General features: G+C 74.0%; 23 protein-coding genes, 1 tRNA gene, 1 other RNA gene and 1 pseudogene. 10 read left to right on the forward strand and 16 right to left on the reverse strand.

Annotated features, from left to right (window positions below; all coding sequences use genetic code 11):
- Positions 1–12: 12 nt before the first annotated feature.
- Together FHD63_RS08595 and FHD63_RS08600 are read right to left on the reverse strand one after the other, a co-directional pair.
- On the reverse strand, positions 13–1341 hold the full coding sequence (locus tag FHD63_RS08595) for a glutamine synthetase family protein (RefSeq protein WP_139721709.1): 1329 nt from the start codon (positions 1339–1341) through the stop codon (positions 13–15).
- A 4-nt stretch (positions 1342–1345) separates the two neighbouring features.
- Positions 1346–1762 carry an MGMT family protein gene (locus FHD63_RS08600; protein ID WP_338056399.1) on the reverse strand — a complete coding sequence of 139 codons (417 nt, stop codon included), beginning with the start codon at positions 1760–1762 and terminating at the stop codon, positions 1346–1348.
- Between FHD63_RS08600 and FHD63_RS08605 the strand changes: the two genes are divergently transcribed.
- On the forward strand, positions 1749–2750 hold the full coding sequence (locus tag FHD63_RS08605; protein WP_139721710.1) for a TIGR03557 family F420-dependent LLM class oxidoreductase: 1002 nt from the start codon (positions 1749–1751) through the stop codon (positions 2748–2750). The two genes, FHD63_RS08600 and FHD63_RS08605, sit on opposite strands and share 14 nt — an antisense overlap.
- Positions 2751–2787: 37 nt before the next feature.
- Here FHD63_RS08605 and FHD63_RS08610 read toward each other — a convergent pair whose 3' ends face one another.
- Entirely contained in the window at positions 2788–2997 is a 210-nt protein-coding gene (locus FHD63_RS08610) for a methionine aminopeptidase (protein ID WP_139721711.1), read from the reverse strand.
- A 65-nt stretch (positions 2998–3062) separates the two neighbouring features.
- On the opposite strand from FHD63_RS08610, the gene map reads away from it, so the two are divergent.
- The 3 genes from map to FHD63_RS08625 all read left to right on the forward strand — a co-directional run bounded on the left by map (position 3063) and on the right by FHD63_RS08625 (position 5936).
- Complete coding sequence (gene map / locus FHD63_RS08615) at positions 3063–3923, forward strand: type I methionyl aminopeptidase (RefSeq protein WP_139721712.1); 861 nt, start codon at positions 3063–3065, stop codon at positions 3921–3923.
- Between the two features lie 77 nt (positions 3924–4000).
- The gene (ppgK, locus tag FHD63_RS08620; RefSeq protein ID WP_139721713.1) at positions 4001–4762 is read left to right on the forward strand and encodes a polyphosphate--glucose phosphotransferase; all 762 of its coding nucleotides are present in this window, start codon (positions 4001–4003) and stop codon (positions 4760–4762) included.
- Between the two features lie 220 nt (positions 4763–4982).
- The gene (locus FHD63_RS08625; RefSeq protein ID WP_139721714.1) at positions 4983–5936 is read left to right on the forward strand and encodes a type IV toxin-antitoxin system AbiEi family antitoxin domain-containing protein; all 954 of its coding nucleotides are present in this window, start codon (positions 4983–4985) and stop codon (positions 5934–5936) included.
- 204 nt (positions 5937–6140) lie between these two features.
- Here FHD63_RS08625 and FHD63_RS08630 read toward each other — a convergent pair whose 3' ends face one another.
- Positions 6141–7598 carry a GuaB1 family IMP dehydrogenase-related protein gene (locus FHD63_RS08630; protein ID WP_139721715.1) on the reverse strand — a complete coding sequence of 486 codons (1458 nt, stop codon included), beginning with the start codon at positions 7596–7598 and terminating at the stop codon, positions 6141–6143.
- A 38-nt stretch (positions 7599–7636) separates the two neighbouring features.
- Here FHD63_RS08630 and FHD63_RS08635 point away from each other — a divergent pair, with 38 nt between their 5' ends.
- The gene (locus FHD63_RS08635) at positions 7637–8314 is read left to right on the forward strand and encodes an MBL fold metallo-hydrolase (RefSeq protein WP_139721716.1); all 678 of its coding nucleotides are present in this window, start codon (positions 7637–7639) and stop codon (positions 8312–8314) included.
- Between the two features lie 66 nt (positions 8315–8380).
- Here FHD63_RS08635 and FHD63_RS08640 read toward each other — a convergent pair whose 3' ends face one another.
- Complete coding sequence (locus FHD63_RS08640) at positions 8381–9484, reverse strand: VIT1/CCC1 transporter family protein (RefSeq protein WP_238705591.1); 1104 nt, start codon at positions 9482–9484, stop codon at positions 8381–8383.
- Positions 9485–9670: 186 nt separating this feature from the next.
- On the opposite strand from FHD63_RS08640, the gene rnpB reads away from it, so the two are divergent.
- Positions 9671–10055: RNase P RNA component class A (gene rnpB, locus FHD63_RS08645), an RNA gene on the forward strand.
- A gap of 15 nt (positions 10056–10070) precedes the next feature.
- Here rnpB and FHD63_RS15975 read toward each other — a convergent pair.
- From FHD63_RS15975 to FHD63_RS08655, 3 genes are read right to left on the reverse strand one after another with little or no spacing between them, the layout of a single operon-like run.
- On the reverse strand, positions 10071–10214 hold the full coding sequence (locus tag FHD63_RS15975) for a hypothetical protein (RefSeq protein ID WP_158296742.1): 144 nt from the start codon (positions 10212–10214) through the stop codon (positions 10071–10073).
- A 13-nt stretch (positions 10215–10227) separates the two neighbouring features.
- A complete protein-coding gene (locus tag FHD63_RS08650) occupies positions 10228–11058 on the reverse strand; it encodes an HAD family hydrolase (RefSeq protein WP_139721717.1) in 831 nt (276 codons plus the stop codon).
- The gene (locus tag FHD63_RS08655; RefSeq protein WP_139721718.1) at positions 11055–12518 is read right to left on the reverse strand and encodes an RNB domain-containing ribonuclease; all 1464 of its coding nucleotides are present in this window, start codon (positions 12516–12518) and stop codon (positions 11055–11057) included. Before FHD63_RS08655 ends, FHD63_RS08650 begins: the two co-directional genes overlap by 4 nt.
- Positions 12519–12566: 48 nt before the next feature.
- Between FHD63_RS08655 and FHD63_RS08660 the strand changes: the two genes are divergently transcribed.
- A complete protein-coding gene (locus FHD63_RS08660; RefSeq protein WP_139721719.1) occupies positions 12567–13319 on the forward strand; it encodes a YaaA family protein in 753 nt (250 codons plus the stop codon).
- 41 nt (positions 13320–13360) lie between these two features.
- On the opposite strand, the gene FHD63_RS08665 is transcribed toward FHD63_RS08660, so the two are convergent.
- The 7 genes and pseudogenes from FHD63_RS08665 to FHD63_RS08695 form a co-directional block, all read right to left on the reverse strand.
- Complete coding sequence (locus tag FHD63_RS08665) at positions 13361–14287, reverse strand: class I SAM-dependent methyltransferase (RefSeq protein ID WP_238705592.1); 927 nt, start codon at positions 14285–14287, stop codon at positions 13361–13363.
- A gap of 4 nt (positions 14288–14291) precedes the next feature.
- On the reverse strand, positions 14292–15056 hold the full coding sequence (locus FHD63_RS08670) for a histidine phosphatase family protein (RefSeq protein ID WP_158296743.1): 765 nt from the start codon (positions 15054–15056) through the stop codon (positions 14292–14294).
- Positions 15053–15790, reverse strand: a complete 738-nt coding sequence (locus FHD63_RS08675) for a zinc ribbon domain-containing protein (protein WP_139721721.1) — start codon at positions 15788–15790, stop codon at positions 15053–15055. Before FHD63_RS08675 ends, FHD63_RS08670 begins: the two co-directional genes overlap by 4 nt.
- Positions 15787–16685 (reverse strand): annotated as a pseudogene (locus tag FHD63_RS08680) (Nif3-like dinuclear metal center hexameric protein). Before FHD63_RS08680 ends, FHD63_RS08675 begins: the two are co-directional and overlap by 4 nt.
- Before the next feature lies 1 nt (position 16686).
- Positions 16687–16759 (reverse strand) — tRNA-Val (locus tag FHD63_RS08685).
- Between the two features lie 17 nt (positions 16760–16776).
- Positions 16777–17259: a peroxiredoxin gene (locus tag FHD63_RS08690; protein ID WP_174964918.1), complete on the reverse strand. Its 483-nt coding sequence runs from the start codon at positions 17257–17259 to the stop codon at positions 16777–16779.
- Positions 17256–17705, reverse strand: coding sequence for a DUF3052 family protein (locus tag FHD63_RS08695; RefSeq protein WP_238705593.1), 450 nt, complete (start codon positions 17703–17705; stop codon positions 17256–17258). The genes FHD63_RS08690 and FHD63_RS08695 overlap by 4 nt, the downstream gene beginning before the upstream one ends.
- Before the next feature lie 127 nt (positions 17706–17832).
- On the opposite strand from FHD63_RS08695, the gene aceE reads away from it, so the two are divergent.
- Complete coding sequence (gene aceE / locus FHD63_RS08700; RefSeq protein ID WP_139721722.1) at positions 17833–20586, forward strand: pyruvate dehydrogenase (acetyl-transferring), homodimeric type; 2754 nt, start codon at positions 17833–17835, stop codon at positions 20584–20586.
- Between the two features lie 3 nt (positions 20587–20589).
- On the opposite strand, the gene FHD63_RS08705 is transcribed toward aceE, so the two are convergent.
- On the reverse strand, positions 20590–21654 hold the full coding sequence (locus FHD63_RS08705) for a glycerophosphodiester phosphodiesterase family protein (RefSeq protein WP_139721723.1): 1065 nt from the start codon (positions 21652–21654) through the stop codon (positions 20590–20592).
- A 37-nt stretch (positions 21655–21691) separates the two neighbouring features.
- On the opposite strand from FHD63_RS08705, the gene FHD63_RS08710 reads away from it, so the two are divergent.
- Both FHD63_RS08710 and FHD63_RS08715 read left to right on the forward strand, forming a co-directional pair.
- Entirely contained in the window at positions 21692–22849 is a 1158-nt protein-coding gene (locus FHD63_RS08710; protein ID WP_238705594.1) for a PucR family transcriptional regulator, read from the forward strand.
- A gap of 131 nt (positions 22850–22980) precedes the next feature.
- Positions 22981–23910, forward strand: a complete 930-nt coding sequence (locus FHD63_RS08715) for an ACP S-malonyltransferase (protein ID WP_139721724.1) — start codon at positions 22981–22983, stop codon at positions 23908–23910.
- The last annotated feature ends 21 nt before the right edge of the window (positions 23911–23931 follow it).

The following is a 23931-nucleotide window of genomic DNA, read 5'->3' on the forward strand; positions in this document are numbered from 1 at the left end:
CATACCCTCCGGTCACAGGTGGAGCAGGTAGCGGTCCAGCTCGAACTGCGTGACCTGGGACCGGTAGTCGCCCCACTCCTGCCACTTGTTGCGCAGGTAGAAGTCGAAGACCTGCTCGCCCAGCACCTCGGCGGCGAGCTCGGAGTTCTCCATCACGGCGACCGCCTCGCCCAGGCTCTGCGGCAGCGGGTCGATCCCCATGGCCCGCCGCTCGGCGTCGGTGAGCACCCAGACGTCGTCCTCGGCCTCCGGGGGGAGGTCGTAGCCCTCCTTGATCCCGCGCAGGCCGGAGGCGAGGACGAGCGCGTAGGTGAGGTAGGGGTTGCACGCCGCGTCGATCGAGCGCACCTCGACCCGCCGGGAGTGTCCGCGGCCGACGGAGTACATCGGGACGCGGGCCAGGGCTGAGCGGTTGTTGTGACCCCAGCAGACGTGGGCCGGGGCCTCCCCGCCGCCCCACAGCCGCTTGTAGGAGTTGACCCACTGGTTGGTGACGGCGCAGATCTCCCGGCTGTGCGCCAGGACCCCCGCCATGAACCGCCGACCGGTCTGGGACAGCTCGTAGTCGGCACCCGGCTCGTAGAAGGCGTTGCTGTCCCCCTCGAAGAGCGAGACGTGCGTGTGCATGCCCGAGCCGGGGTGCTCGGCGAGCGGCTTGGGCATGAAGGTCGCGAACGCTTTCTCCTGCAGCGCCACCTCCCGCACCACGGTCCGGAAGGTCATGATGTTGTCCGCCATCGACAGGGCGTCGGCGTAGCGCAGGTCGATCTCCTGCTGCCCCGGCCCGCCCTCGTGGTGGCTGAACTCCACCGAGATCCCCATCTGCTCGAGCATCTCGATGGCGCCGCGGCGGAAGTCGTGGCCGTCGCCGCGCGCGACGTGGTCGAAGTAGCCCGCCTGGTCCACCGGCGCCGGCCCGAGGGTGCGGTCGTAGGGCTCCTTGAAGAGGTAGAACTCGATCTCGGGGTGGGTGTAGAAGGTGAACCCCTGCTCGCCCGCCGTGTCCAGGGTCCGGCGCAGGATCTGGCGCGAGTCGGTCGCCGCCGGGGTGCCGTCCGGCATGTTGATGTCGCAGAACATGCGAGCGGTGCGGTCGCGCCAGGGCAGCACCTGGAAGGTGTCGGCGTCCGGCTGGACGATCATGTCGGCCTCGTAGACGCGGGTGAAGCCCTCGATGACGCTGCCGTCGATGCCGATGCCCTCGGTGAAGGCCTGCTCCAGCTCGGCCGGCGCCACCGCCACCGACTTCAGGGTGCCCATGAGGTCGGTGAACCAGAGCCGGACGAACCGGATGTCCCTCTCCTCGATGGTGCGGAGGACGTACTCCTGCTGGCGGTTCATGGCCTCATCCTGCCCCATCGGTGAGGTCCGCCGTGGCCCGGGCGTAGTCCGCGGCGAGCGCGCTCAGGTCGGCCCGGTGGTCCGCGATCCGGCAGCCGCGACCGTTGGGCTTGACCCGGATCCCCTCCTCGTCCCAGTGCGGCCGGGCCCGGGCGAGCAGGTCGGCGTGGAAGTCGCCCGCGTGGCCGGTCACCCGCCACCAGGTGACGTTGTCGCCCCAGTGCCGCAGGATCGAGCCGACCTGGCGCGGGCCGATGCCGACGAGGGCGGCGAGGTCGCCGTAGCTCACCACCCGCCCGGCCGGCACCTGCTCGACCGCGCGCAGCACCCGCTCGACCAGCACCTCGTCCACCCGCAGCACGCTACCGGGGCCGGGGGTGACGGGGACGAGGCATACCCTGAGCAGCATGAGCGAACTCACGGTCGGGTATGCCGCGATGCTGGAGCAGTTCCACCCCTCCGAGGCGGTGGCGCTCACCGCCGCGGCCGAGGAGCACGGCTTCTCCGGGTGCATGGCCGCCGACCACTTCGCCCCGTGGGTCCCCTCGCAGGGGCAGTCGGCCTTCGTCTGGAACGTCCTGACCGCCGTGGGCGAGCGCACCACCGGGGACCTCGGGCCCGGGGTGGTCTGCCCGAGCTTCCGCTGGCACCCGGCCGTCGTCGCCCAGGCGGCCGCCACCCTGGAGGCGATGTATGCCGGGCGCACCTGGCTCGGCGTCGGCGCCGGCGAGGCGCTCAACGAGCACGTGCTGGGCGGCTACTGGCCGGAGGCCGGCGAGCGCTCGCGCCGGATGTTCGAGGCCGTCGACCTCATCACCCAGCTCTTCCGGGCGTCCCTGGAGGGCAAGGACACGAAGTTCGCCGGGGAGTTCTTCCGGATGGAGACCACCCGGCTGTGGACCATGCCGGACGAGGCGCCGCCGATCCTCGTCGCGACCGCGGGCCCGGTCAACGCGAAGAAGACCGGGCGGCACGCCGACGGGATCATCACCGTCGGCGCCCCGCCCGAGAAGATCGAGATGCTGCTGGGGAAGTTCGCCGAGGGGGCCCGGGAGGCCGGCAAGGACCCGGACACCATGCCCAAGGTGCTGCAGCTGCACCTGTCCTGGGCGCCGACCGACGAGGAGGCCCTCGACAACGCGGTGCGGGAGTGGCCCAACGGGGGGATGAAGTTCGGCAAGGCCGACATCCGCTCACCGCACGACTTCGCGGCCATGGCCCAGCTCGTGCGGCCCGAGGACTTCGAGGGCCGGATGGTCATCTCCTCCGACCCCGACGTGCACCGGGAGCACATCCAGAGCTTGCTCGACCTCGGCTTCGACCGGGTCTACCTGCACAACGTCGGGCGCAACCAGCAGGAGTGGCTCGAGGTCTTCGGCCGCGAGGTCCTGCCCCGGCTGCACCGCTGAGCCCGCCCTCTCCCCCGACGTCGGCCGCGTCGGGCGGTCAGCCCTCGTCGTTGAGCGGGTTGTTGTCCCAGTTGTCGTCCTCGCGCTCCTGCTCGTCCCAGCGCTCGGTCTTCTCGCGGGCGATCTCCAGGGCGCGGGAGGCCTCGTCCTCGCTGCCGTAGGGACCGAGCAGGTCCGCGCTGCGCGCGCGCCGGTCGTCGACCTCGGACTCCACCTGGCCGGTCTTGGTGTTGTACCAGTACTGCATCCGTCGCCTCCGTGCGGTCTCGACTCCGTGCCCCGGGCAGGGGCACGGCACCTAGACTGGACCCTATGCCCACCCTCGCCCCGATCGCCCCCGGACGCGTCAGCCCCCGTCGGCCGGTGCCCGCCTCCATCGCCCGTCCGGAGTACGTCGACCGGCCCGCCCCGGCGCCCTTCCGGGGCTCGGAGGTCAAGGACGCGCAGACCATCGAGGCGATGCGGCACGCCGGCCGGCTGGCCGCGCAGGCGCTGGAGCTCTGCGGCCAGATGGTCCGCCCCGGGGTGACGACCGACGCCATCGACCGGGCCGGCCACGAGTTCCTCCTCGACCACGGCGCCTACCCCTCGACCCTGGGCTACCGGGGCTTCCCCAAGTCGCTGTGCACCTCGGTCAACGAGGTCATCTGCCACGGCATCCCCGACGACCGCGAGCTGCGCGAGGGCGACATCTGCAACATCGACATCACGGCCTACGTCGGCGGGGTCCACGGCGACAACAACGCGACCTTCCTGTGCGGTGAGGTGGCCGAGGAGACCCGGCTGCTGGTCGAGCGCACCCAGGAGGCGCTGGCGCGCGCCATCCGCGCGGCGCGGCCCGGGCGCGAGATCAACGTCATCGGGCGGGTCATCGAGAGCTACGCCGGCCGGTTCGGCTACGGCGTGGTCCGCGACTACACCGGGCACGGCGTGGGCGAGGCCTTCCACTCCGGGCTGGTGATCCCCCACTACGACGCGGCCCCCGACTACGACACCCTCATCGAGCCGGGCATGACCTTCACCATCGAGCCGATGCTCAACCTGAGCACGCCCGACTGGACCGAGTGGGAGGACGGCTGGACCGTCCTCACCGCCGACGGCCGTCCGTCCGCGCAGTTCGAGCACACCCTGCTCATCACCGACGACGGCGCCGAGATCCTCACCCTGCCCTGACCCCCGCGCCGGTTCCCCCTGCCGCGCGGACGTGCGGCACGGCATACTCGGTGCTCCGTCACCACGTGGGAGGAAGCATGGGCAAGAAGCACGACGTCCTGGGGATCGACATCGGCGGCAGCGGCATCAAGGGGGCTCCCGTCGACCTCGAGGCCGGCGAGTTCGCCACCGAGCGCCAGCGGATCCCGACCCCGGAGGAGTCGACGCCGGACGCCGTCGCCGAGGTGGTCGCCGAGATCGTCACAACCTTCCACGACGACCTCGACAAGCACGCCCCGGTCGGCATCACCGTGCCCGCGGTCGTCCACCACGGCACCGTCCGGACCGCCGCCAACATCGACCCCTCCTGGATCGGGACCGACGCGGACAGCGTGTTCAGCAAGGCGGTGGGCCGCCGGGTGCACGTCATGAACGACGCCGACGCCGCGGGGGTCGCGGAGATGCACTACGGCGCCGGACGCGGCAACGACGGCGTGGTCCTGCTCACCACCCTGGGCACCGGCATCGGCACCGCGCTCTTCATGGACGGCGAGCTGCTGCCCAACACCGAGCTGGGGCACCTCGAGCTGGACGGCCACGACGCCGAGACCCGCGCCGCCAGCAGCGCCCGGGAGGACGAGGACCTGTCCTGGGAGGAGTGGGCCGAGCGGCTGCAGCGCTACTACTCCCACGTCGAGGACCTGCTCTGGCCCGACCTCATCATCGTGGGCGGGGGCGTGTCGAAGAAGGCCGACAAGTACCTCCCGCTCCTGCACACCCGGGCCCCCATCGTGCCCGCCATGCTCAAGAACGACGCCGGCATCATCGGCGCCGCCTGGCAGGCCAAGCACCTGGGCTGAGCCCGCCACGGGGTATGCCGCGCCCCGGCGCGGCGTCCCTCGTCCGGCCGGTCAGCTGTCGTCCGGGTCGTCAGCCGTCGTCCGGATCGTCATCCGTCGTCCTCGTCGAGGGGGCTGGTGGTTGACATGCCGGACGAGGGTCCGTGCCGCCAGCCGACGTTGTCCACAGATTCCGGTCGCGCGCCTCCGACCCAGCCGCGGACCTGCCAGCCTGACGGTCATGAAACCGGCCCTGGAGGGCTTCCTCCACACCCACCACTTCGCCATCACCACCGCCGAGGCCGCCTCCATCGGCATCTCGCGGGAGGTGCTCCGGCTGCTCGTGGCCCGCAAGGTCCTGACCCGCGTGGGCAGAGGCGCCTACGTGCAGACCAGCGCGCTGGAGCGCGAGCCCTACGACGCCGGTCGGCATGTGCTCCGGGTCCACGCGCTCGTGCGCAGCCGGCCCGAGGACTGGGCCGCCAGCCACCTGTCGGCGGCGTTGCTCTGGGGGCTGCCGGTCCCGCAGGTGCCCCTCGAGCGCCTGCACGTGTGCCACGCACGCCCGGTCGGGACCAGCCGCCGGCGCTCCGACTACAGCGTGCACCTGTGCCCCGGCGAGGAGCGGATCACCCGGGTCGAGGGCCTGCCGGTCGTCGCTGCCGCGACGGCGGTGGTCGGCACCGCGCTGCAGGTGCCGCACGGGCCGGCCGTGGCGGCGATGGACGCCGCCCTGCACCGCGGGCTGGTCTCCCCCGACGACCTCGTGGAACAGCTCCACGCGTGGGCGCACGTCCCCGAGGTCGTGGGAGCCAGGCTGGCCGTCGCGCGGGCCGACGGCCGCAGCGAGTCCCCGGGTGAGTCGCTCCTGAGGCTGATCCTCCTCGACCTGGGCCTCACCGTCATCCCGCAGTACGTGGTCCGCGACGGCGACGTCGTCGTGGCTCGCGTGGATCTCTACCTGCCCGAGCTGGGGGTGGTCCTGGAGTTCGACGGGCGGCTGAAGTACGCCGGGCAGGACGGCCGGCAGGCCCTGGCGGCCGAGAAGCACCGCGAGGACCGGATCAGGGCGCTCGGCTACGGGGTCGGACGGCTCACGTGGGAGTGCCTCACGCAGCCCGCCGTGGTGTCCGGGGTGGTCGCGCGGGCCGCTCGGAGCGCCCACCCGCACCTCATCGCCACCCGGGCCTCGTGACGCCCCGGTGCCGGGCGGCCGGTCGGCGGGGCTGTCCGTCGGCCGGGAGGTCGACCTTCGTCCTGGTAGTCAGCTGTCGTCCTCCTCGACGGGGCCGAAGGTTGACTAGGAGGACGAGGGATGACGAACCGGACGACAGCGGTCGGGCGAGCGGAGGTATGCCGCGGGCGCCGGATCACCAGGAGGTGTGCCGCGAACGCCGGGTCACCAGGAGGTGTGCCGCGGGCGCCCTTCGTCGTAGCCGGCGGCGCCCTGCAGGCCCACGACGGCGCGGGTGTGGAACTCCCCGATGGTGCGCGCCCCGGCGTAGGTGAAGGCTGAGCGCACCCCCGAGACGATCTGGTCGATGAGGTCCTCCACCCCGGGGCGGGCCGGGTCGACGAACATGCGCCCCGAGGAGATGCCCTCCTCGAAGAGGGCGGCCCGGGCCCGGTCGAAGGCCGACATGTCCCGGGTGCGGTGGCGGACCGCGCGGGCCGACGCCATACCGAAGGACTCCTTGTAGAGCCGGCCGTCGGCGTCGCGGATGAGGTCGCCGGGCGACTCCAGCGTCCCGGCGAACCACGAGCCCACCATCACCGACCCGGCTCCCGCCGCGAGGGCGAGGGCGACGTCCCGGGGGTACTTCACGCCACCGTCGGCCCAGACGTGCGCGCCGACCTCGCGGGCCGCGTCGGCACACTCGAGCACCGCCGAGAACTGCGGCCGCCCCACGCCGGTCATCATCCGGGTCGTGCACATCGCCCCGGGCCCGACGCCGACCTTGACGATGTCGGCTCCCGCCTCGACCAGCTCCAGCGTGCCGGTGCGGGAGACGACGTTGCCGGCCGCGATGGCCACCCGGACGCCGGTGGCCGCCTCGTGCTCGTCGCGCGCCCGGACCACGGCCGGGAGGACGTCGATCATCTTGTCCTGGTGGCCGTGGGCGGTGTCGACGACGAGCACGTCCGCGCCGGCGTCCAGCAGCTCGGTCGCCCGACCTGCGACGTCGCCGTTGATGCCGACGGCGGCCCCGACCCGCAGCCGGCCCGCGGCGTCCAGGGCGGGCGTGTAGATCCCCGACCGGACGATCCCGGTGCGCGTCAGCACGCCGGCCAGGCGCCCGTCGACGACCACGGGCGCCATCCCGGCGCGCGTCTCCTCCAGCAGGTCGAAGGCCGCGCGCGGCTCGACGCCCTCCTCGAGCACGACCCGCGGCGGCTGCATGACGTCCCGCACGGAGGAGAAGCGGTCCACGCCCTCGGTGTCGGACTCCAGGACGATCCCCACCGGGGAGCCGTCCTCGACGACGACCGCGGCCTGGTGCGCCCGCTTGGACATCACCGACAGCAGCTGGGCGACGGGTGCGCCGGGCTCGATGGTGATCGGCGTCTCGTAGAGCGGGTGGCTGTCCTTGACCGCCCCGATCGTCCCGCGCACCTGCGGCAGCGGAATGTCCTGCGGGAGGACGGCGACGCCGCCCCGGCGGGCGACCGTCTCGGCCATGCGCCGCCCCGCGACCGCGGTCATGTTGGCGACCACGAGGGGCAGGGTGGTGCCCGTGCCGTCGGCGGTCGACAGGTCGACGTCCAGCCGGGAGGTCACCGACGACCGGGACGGGACCATGAAGACGTCGTTGTAGGTCAGGTCGTGCACCGGCTCGGTGCCGTTGAGGAACTCCACGAGGAGCAAGGCTACGTGGCCACCCCTAGGGTGGCGGTATGCAGATCACCCACCTCGGACATGCCTGCCTCCTCGTGGAGATCGCCGACCAGCGGATCCTCGTCGACCCGGGGGTGTTCTCCTCGGTCGAGGACGTCACCGGGCTCACCGCCGTCGTCGTGACGCACCAGCACCCCGACCACCTGGACCCTGAGCGGACCGAGCCCCTGCTGGCCGCGAACCCGGACGCCCGGGTGCTCATGGAGGCCCAGACCGCGGAGTCGGTCGAGGACTCCGGGTATGCCGACCGCGTCGAGACGCTGGGGGCCGGCGAGTCCGTCGAGCTGGGCTCGGGGTCGGGCCTGGTGACGCTGACCGGGGTCGGTGAGAGGCACGCCGACATCCACCCCTACGTGCCGCGGATCGGCAACACCGGGGTCGTCGTCCGCGCCGAGGGCGAGCCGGTCCTCTACCACCCCGGTGACGCCCTGGACGGCGACCCGGGCCCCGTCGACCTGCTCGGCGTGCCGGTGAGCGCGCCGTGGGGCAAGGTCGCCGAGGCCATCGCCTTCGTGCGGCGGATCGCCCCCGCCCAGGGGGTCGTGCCCATCCACGACGGCCTGCTCAACGACCGCGGCCGCGGGATGTACGTGCAGCACATCGGTGACTTCGGCGCGGACGGCGGGGTGCCGGTCCACGACCTGCGCGACGCCGGTGCCACGACCTTCACGCGCTGAGGCCTCCCCACCGGACCCGCGGCAGGCCCGCACCCGACGCGCGGTGGGCCCGCCGGACCGTCCGGGTCAGCCGATGCCGGCCGCCCCGAAGGCCAGTCCGAGCAGGTAGGTCGCGACTGCGGCGCCGTACCCGATGAGCAGCTGGCGCACGCCCCGGCCCAGGGGGGAGGCGCCCGACAGCACCCCCACCACGCCACCGGTGACCAGCAGCGCGATCCCGACGGCGAGCATGGCGACGCCGGCCGCGGCATACCCCGTCAGACCGAGGAGGTAGGGCAGCACCGGGATGAGGGCTCCGGAGGCGAAGAAACCGAAGCTGGACAGCGCGGCCCCCCACGGGTTGAGGACGGCGTCCTGCTCGTCGGCGTCGGTGGCGGCCACCGGCACCGCGTCCTCGGGCGCCCGCCCGGCCTGCTGGACCTGGCCGAGGACCGTCGCGGCGCGCGACCGCGCGTGGTCCCGGTCCATGCCACGCGCCCGGTAGACCAGCTCCAGCTCGTTGGCCTGCAGGTCCAGGGCGCCCAGCGCCTCCTGGGTGCCCCTGGCCGGCTGCGAGGCGGCCAGCAGCTCGCGGGCCGAGCGCACCGAGATGTACTCCCCGGCGCCCATGGACAGCGCCCCGGCGAGCAGCCCGGCCATCCCCGCCGCCAGCACCACGGCCCCCGACACACCCGTCCCGGCCATGCCCATGATGAGGGCCAGGTTGGACACCAGCCCGTCGTTGGCCCCGAACACGGCGGCCCGGAAGTTGCCGGACAGCTGCAGGCGGCCGCGGGCGGCGAGGCCGCGCAGGACCTCCTCGTGCACCTGCTCGTCGGCGGCCATGGAGGAGGCGGCGTCGAGCTCACCGGCGTACTGGTTGTCCGACTTCGACCGCTGCAGCAGGGCGAGGACGAAGACCATCCCGAACCGGCGGGCCAGCCACGTCTGGGCCCGGTGGGCGAGGGTGGGATGGGGCGTGGGGTGCGCCCGCTCCCCCAGCAGCGTCACCCAGTGCTCGGCGTGCCGCTGCTCGGCGTCGGCGAGACCGGTGAGGATCGCCCGCTCCTCGCCCTGGCGGCGCGCCGCCAGGTCCCGGAACGCCCGCATGTTGGCGTGCTCGTCGGCCAGGTGTCGCCGCCAGCGACGCACGTCCGCGGCGGTGGGATCGGTGGTGGTCACGTCGGGCAAGTCTACGGGCCCACCCCCGCGCCGTCCGCGCCGCACGGCCGCGCACCGGGGTGCCCGGTGGCGGTGCCGGGTGGCGACGGAGGTTTCCCGGCGGTGCACGGTCCCGGCCCGGCAGTCGGCGAAGGGCCCCGCCCGGCAGGCGGCACCCGGAGCCTCCGCGAGGGCCGCTATCCTGACCGGTGTGGATGAGTCGGCCAGGCGGCCGCGTCGGGCACCTCCGGGTGACCCGCCGAGGAACGTCCGGGCTCCACAGGGCAAGGTGGTGGCCAACAGCCACCCGGGGCGACCCGCGGGACAGTGCCACAGAGAACAGACCGCCCACCGCCTCGGCGGTGGGTGAGGGTGAAACGGTGGTGTAAGAGACCACCAGCACGCCAGGTGACTGGCGTGGCTCGGTAAACCCCACCTGGAGCAAGACCAGACAGTGCGCGACCGAGGGCTGCCCGCCCGAGCGCACGGGTAGGTCGCTGGAGGTGCGCGGCAACGCGCACCCGAGATAGATGGTCGCCACCCTCGCGGTGCCGGTGACGGCGCGAGGGGACAGAACCCGGCGTACCGGCCGGCTCATCCACCCCCTCGGGGAGGCTCAGAGGTGCAGCGCGCCCGTCGCCAGGTCGACGAGGACGAAGATCGCGGTCACCACGAGCAGACCGATGATCAGGGCGGTCAGTCCGCCGCCGAAGCTGCCGCGTCGGGTGCTGGCCGGGGTGGTCTGGTCGGAGTCCGTCATAGCCCTGATCCTGTCATACCGCGCGGGCGTCCAGGAGCGCGGTGACGCTGCGCGCCACGCCGTCCTCGTCGTTGCTCGGCACCACCTCGTCGGCCAGCTCCAGGACCTTCGGGTGGGCGTTGGCGACGGCGTGGGCACGGCCCGCCCACTCCAGCATCGGTATGTCGTTGAGCATGTCCCCGAACGCCCACACCTCGTGCGGCGCCACCGGCGGGTCCTGCTCGGCGCACCAGGTCAGGAGCGCGAGCGCCTTGGTGACCCCCCGTCCGGTGATCTCCCCGAGCTGGACCGCCCCGGAGTCGGCCACCTCGGCGCGCTCCCCCACGACCTCCTTGACCCGGGTGCTGATCTGCTCGGTGGTCCAGTCGAGGTGCCGCACGAGGATCTTGCCGGCCGGCTCCTGGGCCAGCTGCCCGATCTCGCCGACCAGCCACTGGCCGTCGGTCCGGTCGTTGGCCCGGTGGAAGTGCGGCTCGCGGGCGAAGCCGCGCACCGACTCGGTGGCCAGCGCCACCCCCGGCATGGCCTCCTTGAGCTCGGCCAGCAGGGTGCCCACGAGCTCGCTGGGCATCAACCGGTGGCCGATGATCTCGCGCCGCGTGACGTCGTAGGTGAAGGCGCCGTTGCCGCACAGCGCCACCGCCTCGACCCCGAGGTCGCCGAGCTCGTCCATCCACCGGGGCGGGCGCGCCGTGACCAGCACCACCCGGACCCCCGCGGCCGCGCAGCGGTCGAGCACCGCGCGGGTGCGGTCCGAGACCGTGCCGTCCGAGCGCAGCAGGGTGCCGTCGCAGTCGGAGGCCACGACGCGCACCCCGTCGGGGCCGGGCGGGGTGTTGCTCATCCGTCCTGCCCCACGATGCGCAGGTCGACCTCGCCCGCGAGGACGTCGGCGCGCTCCACCCGCACGGTGACGGTGCTGCCCAGCCGGGCGGTGCCGGAGGCGACGTCGCTGACGGGTGGGTCCAGCAGCTGCACCTGCATCCGGTCGCCGTTGACGCCGTCGACGACGACCGCCTCGAAGTCCTCCCCCACCCGGTCGCGCAGCACGGCCGCCTCGACCGCCGTCAGGCAGGCCCGGTCGACGGCCCGGGCCCGCCGACCGGTCTCCTCCATGACGGCGGGCAGCCCCGGCAGGGCCTCCCGCGCCCAGGCGGGCACGTCCCTGCCGGCGCAGAGCGCCTCGCACACCGCCAGCCCGAACCGGTCGACCAGGCGACGCAACGGCGCGGTCACGTGGGCGTACGGCGCCGCGACGGCGGCCTGGACGCGGTCCTCCTCCGGCGGCAGCTCGCCATCGAAGGCGGTGTAGCCGGCTCCGCGGAAGAGGAAGGTCGCGGCGTTGACGATCGCGAGGTGCCGGCTGTCGGCCCGGTCGAGGGTGCGCAGGAACTCGCCGTAGGGCATGCCGTCCGGCCAGTGGGCGCCGAGCGCCTCGACCTCCCGGCGGAAGCGCGCGACCGCGCCGTCCTCGGGCTGCGGCATGGTCCGCAGGATGCCCACCCCGCCCTCGAGCATCATGCGGGCGGCGACCATCCCCGTGAGCAGCGAGATCTGCGCGTTCCAGTCCTCGGCCGGCAGCAGCGGGCGCAGGCGCAGCGTGTAGTCGCACCCCTCCTCGTCGCCGGTCCCGACCTCCTGCTCCGGCATCGGCAGGCTCGCGCCGCCGCGCGCGACCTCGCGGGCGGCGCGCAGCTCCCCCACCTCCTTGAGCAGCAGCAGCGTCTGCTCCGCCTCCCCGCCGTCGACGAGCTCCTGCACCTGCTCGTAGGTGTAGCGGCGGCGGGAGCGCACCATCGCCCGGTAGATCTCGGCGGTGTCGCGCGTGCCGTCGGCGGTGAGCCGGATGTCCCAGACGTATGCCGGTCGCACGGCGTCGGGGAGCAGGCTGGCCGCCTCCTCGCTGAGGGCCGGCGGGTGCAGCGGCACGCGCGTGTCCGGGCAGTAGATCGTCTGGCCGCGCAGCCGCGTCTCCGCGTCGAGCGCGCCGCCCTCGGCGAGGAACGCGGGGACGTCGGCGATGGCGTAGCGGACGCGGAAGCCCGCGCCGTCGCGCTCCAGGTGCATGGCCTGGTCGAGGTCCATGGACCCCGGCGGGTCGACGGTGACCAGCTCGACCGCGGTCTCGTCGCGCTCGGGCAGGTCCGGGGCGGCCACCGCCTGCTCGACCTCGGCCAGCGCCGCCTCCGGGAAGGTCTGGCGCACCTCGAGGTCGTCGCGGACCTGCTGGAACGCCCGCGCCAGCAGCCGGCCGGTCTCGGACGCGGTCGGGTCGCAGGCCAGGCTCGTCGCACGCTCCACCATGAGGCCCACCCTACGTCGGGGCACCGACACCTGACCTAGGCTGACGCGGTGCTCATCCTGCTCCCGCCGTCCGAGTCCAAGCAGACGCGCACGCGTGGCTCCGCGCTCCGCCCGGAGGGCCTCTCCGCCCCCGGGCTGACGCCGGCACGGGACCGGGTGCTCACGGCGTTGTCGCAGGTCAGCGAGCGCACGGACGCCGCGGCCGTGCTCGGGGTCAGCCCGAACCTCACCGCCGAGATCGCCCGGAACACCCGGGTGCGCAGCGCGCCGACGCTCCCGGCCAGGGAGCTCTACTCGGGGGTGCTCTACGACGCGCTGGACCTGGCCTCGCTGGACGCCGGCGCCTCGCGGCGCGCCACGGCCCGGCTGCGGGTGGTCTCCGCGCTCTACGGCGTCGTGCGGATGACCGACCGGCTCGCGCCCTACCGCCTGTCCATGGCCGTCAACCTGCCCGGGGTCGGCCCGCTCGCCGGGTTCTGGCGACCGCACCTGGATCCGGTGCTCACCGGGGCGGCGGGCCGCGGTCTGGTCGTGGACTGCCGCTCCAGCACCTACGCCGCGGCCTGGACCCCCGCCGCCACCTCCGACCTGGCGCGGCGCTGGGTGCACGTGCGGGTGCCCGGCGCCACGCACATGGCCAAGCACACCCGGGGCCTGGTCGCCCGGGCCTTGTGCCAGGACCCGGCCGACCCGCGGACCCCCCGGGCCCTGGCGGAGCTGCTCGCGGGCGCCTTCGACGTCGAGCTGCACGACCCGCGCCGGGCCGGCGCGCCGTGGGTCCTCGACGCGCTCCCCGGCTGACCGGACCGCGGTCGCGTCCTGGGCAGGGCGCTGCGGGTGCCTCAGCCCCCGGGGCGGCGCGCCACCACGCTCAGCGCCACCGGCACCTGCGAGCGCCACGGCTCGGGCAGCACCCACTCCCCGCCCTCGAGGGTCATCGCGGGGTGCGCCGGCCAGGGCAGGTCCTGGTGCTCGCCGACGTGCTCGATCCGCAGCCCGGCGCCGAGCAGCGCCCCGAGGATCTCGCCGACCGGGTGGGGCCACTCCACGTTGCGCGGCTGGGTGATGAGCGCGCTGTCGCCGTCGGTGTAGGTCGCGCCGTCGGCGTAGGTGAAGCCCTCGCCGGGCGGCAGCGGGAAGTAGGAGTACGCCGGGGTCATCGTGGACGCGTCGGTGTCCCCCATGACGTTGATCATGGGGTGGCTGTCGCGCAGCAGGAAGGTGCCGCCCGGGCGCAGCAGCGCGGCGACCTGGGCGCCCCAGGTGGCCAGGTCCTGCAGCCAGCACAGGGTCCCGATCGAGGTGTGCACGTGGTCGAAGGTCCGTCCCACGGCGGCCGCGGCGTCCAGCACGTTGGCCTCGACCCACCGGATGTCCTGCCCGGCCCGGGTCGCGAGGTCGCGGGCGACCCGCAGGGACGCCGGCGACAGGTCGACGCCGGTGCAGCGGGCGCCGCGGCGCGCCAGGCCGAGGGTGTCGGTCCCGAGGTGGCACTGCAGGTGGCAGACGTCCAGCCCGTCGAGGCGGGGTATGCCGTCACCCCCGTCCCGCAGCGCCGGCGGCAGGTGCGGCGCCAGGATCTGCAGGTCGCGGCGGACGACCGAGCCCACCCGGGTGGGGTCGGCGACCCAGCCCTCGAGGTCGTAGTGCGCGCTGGCGGCGTGCACCTGCGCCCGGCCGTCCCAGTTGTCCCGGTTGAGGGCGTAGCCCTCCTCCGCGGCCACCGGGGCGCGCTCCATCGGGGTGAGGTCCTCGGGCACCGTGCTCATGCCGTCATCCCTCGTCCAGGTCGCGCAGGTGGTGGGTGTCGTTGACGAAGCTCACCTGCACCCCGCCGTCGGGCCACATCTCGACGGCGCTCACCGAGGCAGGTCCGGTGGCGATGCTCCAGCCCCGGTCGTGCCGCACCCCCAGGACGCGGCACAGGACGGACATGATGGCGACCCGGTGGGTGGCGACGACGACCGTGCCCCCCGAGGCGACCGCCCGCCCCAGCGCCGCGGCCACCCGGTCGTCGAGGTCCCGACGGGACTCGCCACCGGGGCGGGCGTAGTCCACGTCGGCGCGCAGCCGCGCGAGCTCCCGGGGATCCCGCGCCGCGAGCTCCGGCATGGCCCGGCCGTCCCAGTCGCCGAAGCCCTGCTCGTCCCAGTCCCGGTCCTCCTCGCGCTCGACCCCGAGACGGTCGGCCAGCAGCTGGCCGGTCTCCCGCGCCCGCGCCAGCGAGGAGGAGACGACGCGGACCGGTGCGGGCTCCGAGCGCGCGAGGAGCTCGGCGACGGCACCGGCGGCGGCCCGCGCCTGCAGCCGCCCGGTGGCGTTGAGCGCCGGGTCGGCCCCACCCCGCCCGTCCATCCGGCGCGCCTGGGTGAAGTCGGTGACGCCGTGGCGCACCAGCACCAGCCGGGTGCTGCCCTCGAGGACGGGCAGGGTCTCGTCGGACAGGTACGTCTCGGCCGGGTCCTCGACCGCCCGCTCCCCGGGCTCCTCGTGCGCGGGCGCCGGACCGCTCCCGGGGGTCGGCGCCCCACCGGTCACAGGCCGGACTCCGCCGTCCGGACCAGGATGCGGCCGCACTCCTCGCAGCGCACGACCTCGTCCTCGGCGGCCGACCGGATGCGCACGAGGTCGACGGCGTTGAGCTCGAGCCGGCAGCCGCCGCAGCGGCGCTGCTGCAGGGGCGCCGCGCCGGCGCCGGTCTGGGCCCGCAGCCGCTCGTACAGCGCCAGCAGCTCGTCCGACACGTCGGCGACGATGGCGTCGCGGCCCGCGGCCACCTCGTCCCGCTCGGCGACGACGGCAGCGACCTTCTCGTCCCGCGCCGCGCGCAGCTCACCGAGCCGGGCCTCGTGCCCCTGCAGGGCGGTCTCGGCGCCCTGCAGGGCCTCCTGGGCCTGCTCGACGCGTTCCATCACCTCGAGCTCCTCGTCCTCCAGGACGCCCTGCCGCCGGGCCAGCGACTCCAGCTCGTGCTGCAGGCCCTGGAGGTCCTTGGAGCTGCCGGTGCCGGCCTCCAGGCGCTGGCGGTCCCGCGCCGCCCGGTCGCGGACGAGCTGGACGGCCGCCTCGGCCCGGGCCACCTCCCGCTCCAGGTCGCTGACCTCGGTGCTGGTCCGGACCACCTCGGCCTCCAGGCCGGGCTGCTCCCGCTCCATGCGGGCGATGTCGATGAGCTCGGGGACCGAGCGCAGCCGGTGCTCCAGCTGCGAGATGCGGGTGTCCAGGTCCTGCAGCTCGAGCAGCCTGGCCTGCATCTGGGCGGGTGCCTTCACGGGTGGTCTCCTTCGTCGGGGTGGTCGGTCGTGCGGTCCTGGTCCGGCCGGGCACCGACGACGAGGTCCCAGGGGTCGGTGCAGACGGTCGAGATCTCGACCTCGACGTCGAGGCGGCTGAGGAGGAGCTCGCGCAGCCCGGGCAGCCACAGCCACTCGGTGGCGTAGTGGCCGGCGTCGAGGAGGTAGGGCGTCGCGGCGCCACCGGAGCGGGCCGCGGCCCGGGCCTCCTCGCGGGCCTCGAGCGCCGGGTGGTGCCGCAGGTCGGAGGTGACGTAGACGTCGGCGCCCGCGCGCCGCACCGCCTCGAACTCGCCGTCCCCGGCACCGCCGAGCACCGCGACCCGGCGCACCGGCGCCTCCGGGTCACCGCTGACCCGCACCCACCCGCCGTGGGCGGCAGCGCCGCCGCGAGGCGCCCGGCCAGGGTCGCCAGCGTGACCGCCTCGGGCAGCTCGCCGACGCGGCCCAACTCCTGGCCCTCCGCCAGGGTGAGCGCCTGCGTGGCGGCCAGGCCGCACGCGGCCGCGAGCGCCTGGCCGACCCCCGGGTCGGCGACGTCCGCGTTGGTGTGCGCGCAGTAGAGGGCGACGTCGTTGACCACCAGCTCGGTGATCGTCGCCCCCTTCGCCGACGTCGTGGCCACCGAGTGGATGCCACGCAGCAGCAGGGGGTGGTGGGTGATGACGAGGTCCGCCCCGGTGCCCACGGCCTCGGCCACGACCTCCAGCGTCGGGTCGACCGCGAGCAGCACCCGGTGCACGCGCTGCTCCGGGTCGCCGGCGACCAGACCCACGCGGTCCCACGACTGCGCGGTCGCGGCGGGGTAGAGCTCCTCGAGGGCGGCGACGACGTCGGCCAGGGCGACACCGGTCTGCTGCGTGCTGGGGTTCACGTGGGCCCGGCCGGGCTCGAACCGACGACCTACGCGGTGTAAACGCGGCGCTCTACCAGCTGAGCTACAGGCCCCTCACTTGGGTGTGACGTCATTGTTGCAGGTCGCGTACCGCCTCGTGCAGCGCACCGATCTGCCGCGCCTCGCCCGGTCCGTGCACGAGCGACCAGCGCACCCGCATGTCGGGGTCGACGAGGAAGGTGCCGCGCACCGCCATACCGGACTCCTCGTCGAAGACGCCGTAGTCGCGCGCCACCTGGCCGTGCGGCCAGAAGTCGGACAGCAGCGGGAAGCGGTAGCCCTCGTGGGCCGCCCACGCCCGCAGCGTCGGTGCGGGGTCGCAGGACACCCCGAGGACCTGGACCCGGTCGTTGACGAACTCGTCGATGTTGAGCTGGATCTCCAGCAGCTCCCCGGTGCAGATCGAGGAGAAGGCGAAGGGGTAGAAGACGAGCAGGGCGTGCCGGTCGGCCACGGCGCCGGAGAGGGTGTGCCGCTCCCCCGCCTGGTCCAGGAGCGCGAGGTCGGGAGCGCGCCGACCCACCTCCAGCGGTGCGGGTCGGGCAGCGCTCACTTGCGCCCCACCAGGCGCTGGCCCAGCCACTCCCCGAGGTTGACCGCGCCGGAGGCGGTCATCGAGCAGGTCGTGCAGGCGTCCTGCACGTCCGCGGCGGGCACCCGGTCCTCGCGGCCGGCGCCGGGGGTGAGCAGCACGATGCAGCCGCCCTCCTCCATGGTCGTCAGGGCGTCCATGAGCTCGTCCGCCAGGTCGCCCTCGCCGTCCCGCCACCACAGCAGCACGACGTCGACGACGCCGTCGTAGTCGTCCGCCTCCAGGGGCGCCCCGCTCACCGCGGCGGCGGCCTCGCGCACGGCCTCCTCGACGTCCTCGTCGTAGCCGTACTCGACGACGATCTGTCCCTGGCGCAGCCCCAGTTTGCGCACCATTCCCGCGAGGGGTGCCTCCCCCTGCGCGTCGTCGGTCACGTCCTGCTGCTCCGTCCTCTTCTGCCCGTCCATGGTGGGACTAGACAAGCAGAGTCGCGCGGGTGACGTAAAGGCGGGCCCCGGGTCGGCCACCGCGGACGCGGCGTCAGGGACGTGACAGACTGGGCCGGACACCCCCTTGCAGGAAGGATCAACCCTGATGGCCCAGGAGCGCTCCACCGGCCCCATCCTGAACGGTCTGCCGAGCCAGGTCCCCGACACGGACCCCGAGGAGACGCAGGAGTGGCTGGAATCGCTGGACTCCGCGATCAGCACCGGCGGGCGTCAGCGCGCCCGGTACCTCATGCTGCGCATGCTGGAGCGGGCCAGGGACAACCAGGTCGGCATCCCGTCGCTGACGACCACCGACTACATCAACACCATCTCGCCCGAGCAGGAGCCGTGGTTCCCCGGTGACGAGGACATGGAGCGCCGCTACCGAGCCTGGATCCGGTGGAACGCCGCGGTCATGGTGCACCGCGCGCAGCACCCGGACATCGCGGTCGGCGGGCACATCTCGACGTATGCCTCGCAGGCCACCCTCACCGAGGTCGGCTTCAACCACTTCTGGCGCGGTCGTGACCACGAGGGCGGTGGCGACCAGGTCTTCTTCCAGGGCCACGCCTCCCCGGGGATCTACGCCCGGGCCTACCTCGAGGGCCGGTTGAGCGAGACCGAGCTCGACGGCTTCCGGCAGGAGAAGAGCAAGGGCCTCCAGGACGACGTCACGGCCGTCCCGTCCTACCCGCACCCCCGGTCGATGCCGGACTTCTGGCAGTTCCCGACCGTGTCGATGGGCATCGGGCCGATGAACGCCATCTACCAGGCGTCGTTCAACAAGTACCTCCACAACCGCGGTCTCAAGGACACCAGCCAGCAGCACGTGTGGGCCTTCCTCGGCGACGGCGAGATGGACGAGCCGGAGTCGCGGGGCCTGCTGCAGGTGGCGGCCAACGAGGAGCTCGACAACCTCACCTTCGTCGTCAACTGCAACCTGCAGCGCCTGGACGGCCCGGTGCGCGGCAACGGCAAGATCGTCCAGGAGCTGGAGAGCTTCTTCCGCGGCGCGGGGTGGAACGTCGTCAAGGTCCTGTGGGGCCGCGGCTGGGACGACCTCATCTCCCAGGACACCTCCGGCGCCCTGGTGAACCTCTTCAACACCACCCCGGACGGGGACTTCCAGACCTTCCGCGCCAACGACGGCGCGTGGATCCGTGACCACTTCTTCGGGCGCGACCCGCGCACCAAGGAGCTGGTGAAGGACTGGAGCGACGACGACATCTGGTGGAAGCTCAAGCGCGGCGGGCACGACTACCGCAAGGTGTTCGCGGCGTACCAGGCCGCGATGAACCACACGGGCCAGCCGACGGTGATCCTGGCGCACACCATCAAGGGCTACTCCCTCGGCAAGAGCTTCGCCGGGCGCAACGCGACCCACCAGATGAAGAAGCTCACGCTGGACGACCTCAAGGCGTTCCGCGACAGCCTGCAGATCCCCATCTCGGACGAGCAGCTCGAGGCCGACCCCTACGCCCCGCCGTACTTCCACCCGGGCGAGGACGACCCGGCGATCCAGTACCTCAAGGAGCGCCGACGCACGCTGGGGGGCTACCTGCCCAAGCGCCAGCCGGGCGGCACCTCGCTGAAGCTGCCGGACACCAAGGTCTACGACGTGGCCAAGAAGGGCTCCGGCAAGCAGGGGGTCGCCACCACGATGGCCCTGGTGCGCATCTTCAAGGAGTGGATGCGCGACAAGGAGTTCGGCAAGCACGTCGTGCCGATCATCCCGGACGAGGCCCGGACCTTCGGCATGGACAGCTTCTTCCCCACGGCGAAGATCTACAACGTCCACGGGCAGAACTACACCTCGGTCGACGCCGACCTCATGCTGGCCTACAAGGAGTCCGAGCAGGGTCAGATCCTGCACGTCGGGATCAACGAGGCCGGCTCGGTCGGTGCGTTCAGCGCCGCCGGCACGTCCTACGACACCCACCAGGTGCCGATGGTGCCGTTCTACATCTTCTACTCGATGTTCGGCTTCCAGCGCACCGGTGACAGCATCTGGGCCGCGGCGGACCAGCTCGCCCGCGGTTTCATGATCGGCGCGACGGCCGGGCGCACGACGCTCGCCGGTGAGGGCCTGCAGCACGCCGACGGGCACTCCCCCCTGCTCGCCTCGACCAACCCGGCGGTCGTCGCCTACGACCCGGCGTACGCCTACGAGATGGCGCACATCCTGCCGCGCGCCCTGGAGCGGATGTACGGCGAGGACCCGGAGAACGTCATCTACTACCTCACCGTCTACAACGAGCCGATGCGCCAGCCCGCGCAGCCGGACGACGTCGACGCCGAGGGGATCCTCCAGGGGATGCACCGGATCGCCACCGGCGAGCAGCAGGACGGCAAGCACGTGCGCCTGCTCGCCTCGGGGGTCGGGGTGCCGTGGGCGCTCGAGGCGGCCGACCTCCTGCGGGAGGACTGGGGCGTCAGCTCGGACGTGTGGTCGGTGACGTCGTGGTCGGAGCTGCGCCGCGAGGCGATGGCGTGCGACACCGACGCCTTCCTGCACCCCGAGCAGGAGCGCCGGGTGCCCTACGTCACTCGCCGCCTCTCCGAGGGCGACGGGCCCATCGTGGCCACGAGCGACTACATGCGCGCCGTCCAGGACCAGATCGCCCCCTGGGTCCCGGAGGACTACTACGCCCTGGGTGCGGACGGCTTCGGCTTCGCGGACACCCGCCCGGCCGCGCGCCGCTTCTTCCACATCGACGGCCCGTCGATGGCGGTCAAGGCCCTGCAGATGCTGGCCGACCGCGGTGAGCTGGACCCGCAGGTGCCGCGGGACGCGGCGGAGAAGTACCGCCTGCTCGACGTCACCGCCGGCACGTCCGGCACGACCGGCGGGGACGCCTGAGGGTCAGCCCACCTCGGGCGTGCCCTCGCGCAGGGCCTGCACCACGAGGTCGGGGTGGTCGGTGAAGATGCCGTCCACCCCGGCCGCCAGGTGGGCCCGCACCTCCGCCGCGAGGTCCCCGTGGGCCGCCGGCTCCGGGTCGTCGCCGCGGCCGGCGCCCTGCTCCGCGTCCGCGTCGCGACCACGGCGCAAGGACGGTGGCAGGAACGGGTTCTCCGCCCGGAAGGTCCAGGCGTGCACGACCATGCCGGCCGCGTGCGCGTCCCCCACCAGCGACGTCGGCTCCCCCAGGGTCCCGTCCGGCGCCCACGGCAGCACCATCTGCTTGCGCGGACCGACCCCGTCGACGACGCCCGCCAGGGTCTCGAGCCCCGCGGGCGAGAGCAGCTCGGCGTAGGTCCGCGGCTGCGCGGCGGCCCGCAGGTCGGCGGGCACGTCCTCGTGCGCGGTCGCCAGCAGCACGTGGCGCAGCGGGCAGCCCAGCTCCTCGCGCAGCCGCCGCAGGCTGCCCGGCTCGAAGCACTGGACGAAGACCGGCGCGTCCCGGGACACCAGTCCCGCGGCCTCCAGGTCGGCGAGCATCCGCTCCTCCAGCGGCAGCCCCAGCCCGGAGAAGTGGGTGGGGTGCTTGAGCTCGACGTAGAGCCCCAGCTCGCGCCCCAGCTCCTCGCTGAGCGCCGCCCGCAGCGCGATGATCTCGGGGAAGGTCGGGACGGGCCACCGCCCGTCCCGGTCGGTCCCCCGCAGGTGCGGCAGCCGCTCCCGCGCGCGCAGGGTCCGCAGCTCGTCGAGGTCGAGGTCCTCGGTGAAGACCCCCTCCACCGGGGTGCCGTCGACCACCTCCCGGCGCCGCCGCCCGGCGAGGGCGGGGTGGTCGGCCACGTCGGTCGTCCCCGAGATGTCGTTCTCGTGCCGGGCCACCAGGGTGCCGTCCCTGGTCGCCACGAGGTCGAGCTCGAGGTAGTCGGCGCCCTGGCGCGCCGCGAGCTCGTAGGCGGCCAGGGTGTGCTCGGGCAGCCGCCCGGAGGCTCCGCGGTGGGCGAGGACGAGCGGGGAGGCGGTCGGCATACCTCGATCCTGTCAGCCGCCGACTAGGCTGGCGAGGGTGCCCGACCGCGACCTCTCCCGCCACGCCGCCGACCTGGCGGGACGGGCGGCCGCGCGGATGGAGGCCGAGCACGCGTGGTTCCGCGAGCTGGGGGCCGCCGACCGCGCCTGGGTGCGGCTCGTCGCGCAGGCGGGCATCGGTGCCCTGCTGACCTGGTATGCCGCGGGCGCCCGCCCGGGACCCCCGCCCGGGCAGATCTTCGCGGCGGCACCCCCGAGCCTGGCGGCGACGATCACCCTGCGCCAGACCCTGGACCTCACCCGGACGGCGATCGCCACGGTCGAGGAGGCGGTGCCCGAGCTGGTCGAGGGGCCCGAGACGCCGGCCCTGCGGGAGGCGGTGCTGCGCTACTCCCGGGACCTCGCCTTCGCGGCCGCCGACGTCTACGCCCGGTCGGCCGACCACCGCGGCGGCTGGGACAGCCGGTTGGAGACCCTCGTCGTCCACGCCGTCGTCCGGGGGGAGGCCAACGACGCGATGGCCTCCCGCGCCGCCGAGCTCGGGTGGGAGGGGGTGACCGACGTGACCGTGGTGGCCGGACTGCTGCCCGAGGGGGACCAGACCACGGCCGTGGAGGCGCTGCGGACCGCAGCCCGCACCCTGGGCCGCTCCGCGCTCGGGGCCGCGCACGACCGACGCCTGGTCTGCGTCCTCGGGGGCAGCACCGACCCGCTCGGCGACGCCGGGGCCCTGGCCGACTGCTTCGGCGAGGGGCCGGTGGTCGTCGGGCCGCGGGTGCCCCACCTCTTCGCGGCCGGGCGGTCCGCCCGGGCCGCGCTCTCCGGGGTGGACGCCGCGCCGGCCTGGGGCGACGCACCCCGGCCGGTGGCCGCCGACGAGCTCCTGGCCGAGCGCTCGCTGCTGGGCGAGGGACCGGCCCGCCGGATGCTGGTGGACCGCGTCTACGCCCCGCTGCGCGAGCACCCCTCCGCGCTGCTGGACACCGTGCAGGCCTACCTCGACCACGGGATGGTCCTCGAGGCGACCGCGCGGCTGCTCTTCCTGCACCCCAACACCGTGCGCTACCGCCTGCGGCGGGTCAGCGAGGTCGTCGGGCTGGACCCGCACGACGCGCGCGACGCCTGGGTGCTGCAGGTGGCGCTGGCCCTGGGCCGGATGGGGACCGGGCCGCGCCTGTGGCGCGGGAGCCGCTGACGCGACGCCCGGCGCGAACGCCTGCGCAGGCCGCCCAGACGCCCCGGTTGTAGGGATCCTACGAAGATCGTCGCCGATTGTCGTGCGTCGCGCAGTCGCATCCTGGAGGGTCTCACCGGCACAGTAGGAGCGTGCTCGTCATCGTCGCGCCCGGACAGGGCTCCCAGACCCCTGGTTTCCTCGCCCCCTGGCTCGAGGAGCCGGCCGTGCGGCAGCGGCTCGAGGCGCTGGCCGCAGCCGCGTCGCTCGACCTGGTCACCCACGGCACCACCTCGGACGCCGAGACCATCAAGGACACCGCCGTCGCGCAGCCGCTCATCGTCGGCTCCGGCCTGGCGACGCTGCCGCTGCTGCTCGACCAGGAGACGGTGCCGCAGCACGTGTCGGCCACCGCGGGGCACTCCGTGGGCGAGGTCACCGCCGCCGCCGTCGCCGGGGTGCTCGCGCCGGACGAGGCGATGGGCTTCGTCCGCGAGCGCGGGCTCGGCATGGCCGAGGCGGCCGCGCTCACCCCGACCGGCATGTCGGCCGTCGTGGGCGGTGACCCGACCGAGGTCGCCGAGGCCCTGGAGCGGCACGGCCTCACCCCGGCCAACATGAACGGCGCGGGGCAGGTCGTGGCGGCCGGGACGATGGACCAGCTGGCCGCCCTGGAGCAGGAGCCGCCGACGCGCGCGCGGGTCCTCCCGCTGCCCGTCGCCGGCGCCTTCCACACCCACCACATGCAGCCGGCCGTCGACCGGCTCACCCGACACGCCGAGTCGCTGGCGCCCCAGGACCCGCGGGTCCCGCTGCTGTCCAACGCGGACGGGCAGGTCGTCGCCGACGGCGGCGAGGTCCTGCGGCGGCTCATCGCGCAGGTCGCCGGCCCGGTGCGGTGGGACCTCACGATGGAGGCGCTCCTCGCCATGGGCGTGACCGGGCTCATCGAGCTCCCGCCGGCGGGCACCCTGGTGGGGCTCGCCAAGCGGGGCCTGCGGGGCGTGGAGACCCTGGCGCTGAAGACCCCGGACGACCTGGACGCCGCGGCGCGCATGGTGCGCGAGCACGGCGCCGCCTGACCCACCTTCCCGTGACCCGTC

Origin of the sequence: Serinicoccus chungangensis (assembly GCF_006337125.1) — a bacterium.
Taxonomy (GTDB): Bacteria; Actinomycetota; Actinomycetes; order Actinomycetales; family Dermatophilaceae; genus Ornithinicoccus; species Ornithinicoccus chungangensis.

Coding starts and splice junctions, on each gene's coding strand:
- FHD63_RS15975 (WP_158296742.1), bottom strand. CDS start 10,214: ATGACGGACTCCGACCAGACCACCCCGGCCAGCACCCGACGCGGCAGC.
- map (WP_139721712.1), top strand. CDS start 3,063: ATGCCCACCCTCGCCCCGATCGCCCCCGGACGCGTCAGCCCCCGTCGG.
- FHD63_RS08695 (WP_238705593.1), bottom strand. CDS start 17,705: ATGGACGGGCAGAAGAGGACGGAGCAGCAGGACGTGACCGACGACGCG.
- ppgK (WP_139721713.1), top strand. CDS start 4,001: ATGGGCAAGAAGCACGACGTCCTGGGGATCGACATCGGCGGCAGCGGC.
- FHD63_RS08635 (WP_139721716.1), top strand. CDS start 7,637: ATGCAGATCACCCACCTCGGACATGCCTGCCTCCTCGTGGAGATCGCC.
- FHD63_RS08665 (WP_238705592.1), bottom strand. CDS start 14,287: ATGAGCACGGTGCCCGAGGACCTCACCCCGATGGAGCGCGCCCCGGTG.
- FHD63_RS08605 (WP_139721710.1), top strand. CDS start 1,749: ATGAGCGAACTCACGGTCGGGTATGCCGCGATGCTGGAGCAGTTCCAC.
- FHD63_RS08705 (WP_139721723.1), bottom strand. CDS start 21,654: ATGCCGACCGCCTCCCCGCTCGTCCTCGCCCACCGCGGAGCCTCCGGG.
- FHD63_RS08610 (WP_139721711.1), bottom strand. CDS start 2,997: ATGCAGTACTGGTACAACACCAAGACCGGCCAGGTGGAGTCCGAGGTC.
- FHD63_RS08595 (WP_139721709.1), bottom strand. CDS start 1,341: ATGAACCGCCAGCAGGAGTACGTCCTCCGCACCATCGAGGAGAGGGAC.
- FHD63_RS08650 (WP_139721717.1), bottom strand. CDS start 11,058: ATGAGCAACACCCCGCCCGGCCCCGACGGGGTGCGCGTCGTGGCCTCC.
- aceE (WP_139721722.1), top strand. CDS start 17,833: ATGGCCCAGGAGCGCTCCACCGGCCCCATCCTGAACGGTCTGCCGAGC.
- FHD63_RS08655 (WP_139721718.1), bottom strand. CDS start 12,518: ATGGTGGAGCGTGCGACGAGCCTGGCCTGCGACCCGACCGCGTCCGAG.
- FHD63_RS08625 (WP_139721714.1), top strand. CDS start 4,983: ATGAAACCGGCCCTGGAGGGCTTCCTCCACACCCACCACTTCGCCATC.